This window comes from Streptococcus sp. GMD4S (genome assembly GCF_000296955.1).
The window spans coordinates 1-769 of record NZ_AJRE01000333.1 but is presented as its reverse complement, the minus strand read 5'-3'; the positions used below and the strand labels follow the sequence as shown (position 1 = coordinate 769).

General features: G+C 35.8%; 1 protein-coding gene. It reads left to right on the top strand.

Annotation, left to right across the window (positions count from 1 at the left end; genetic code table 11):
- Positions 1 to 118: 118 nt before the first annotated feature.
- On the top strand, positions 119 to 769 hold a 651-nt coding region (locus GMD4S_RS09745), incomplete at its 3' end, for a DnaA ATPase domain-containing protein (RefSeq protein ID WP_000660624.1).

The window sequence follows — 769 nt, the reverse complement described above, 5'->3', positions numbered from 1 at the left end:
GGATAAATACTGCTAACATTGTGGATTCTTTTCCCCAATCTGTGGAAAAATCCTATTATCTATGGTAAAATAAGTCTAGCACTAAACTACTAAAATCATAGTAAAGGAGGAAAATTAGTTGAAAGAAAAGCAATTTTGGAATCGTATTTTAGAATTTGCTCAAGAAAGATTGACTCGATCTATGTATGATTTCTATGCTACACCTGCTGAACTCATCAAAGTAGAAGAAAATACAGCTACTATATTTCTACCGAGATCAGAGATGGAAATGGTGTGGGAAAAGCAATTAAAAGATATTATCATTGCTGCTGGTTTTGAAATTTATGATTCTGAAATCAAACCTCACTATATTTTCACTAAACCTCAGAGTACAGAATCTCCTCAAGTAAATGATACGAATAGTGTCTCTACTTACGATTACACACCTGCACTACCAACGATTCCCTATTCCGAAACAGGGTTAAAAGAAAAATATACCTTTGATAACTTTATTCAAGGTGATGGTAATGTTTGGGCGGTGTCTGCTGCACTAGCTGTATCTGAAGATTTAGCTCTGACTTATAATCCTCTTTTCATCTATGGAGGACCTGGTCTTGGAAAGACTCACTTACTCAATGCGATTGGAAATGAGATTTTGAAAAATATTCCTGATGCGCGTGTCAAGTACATTCCTGCCGAAAGCTTTATCAATGACTTTCTTGAACACTTGCGACTTGGGGAAATGGAAAAGTTCAAAAAGACTTACCGTAGCCTTGATCTCTTATTGATC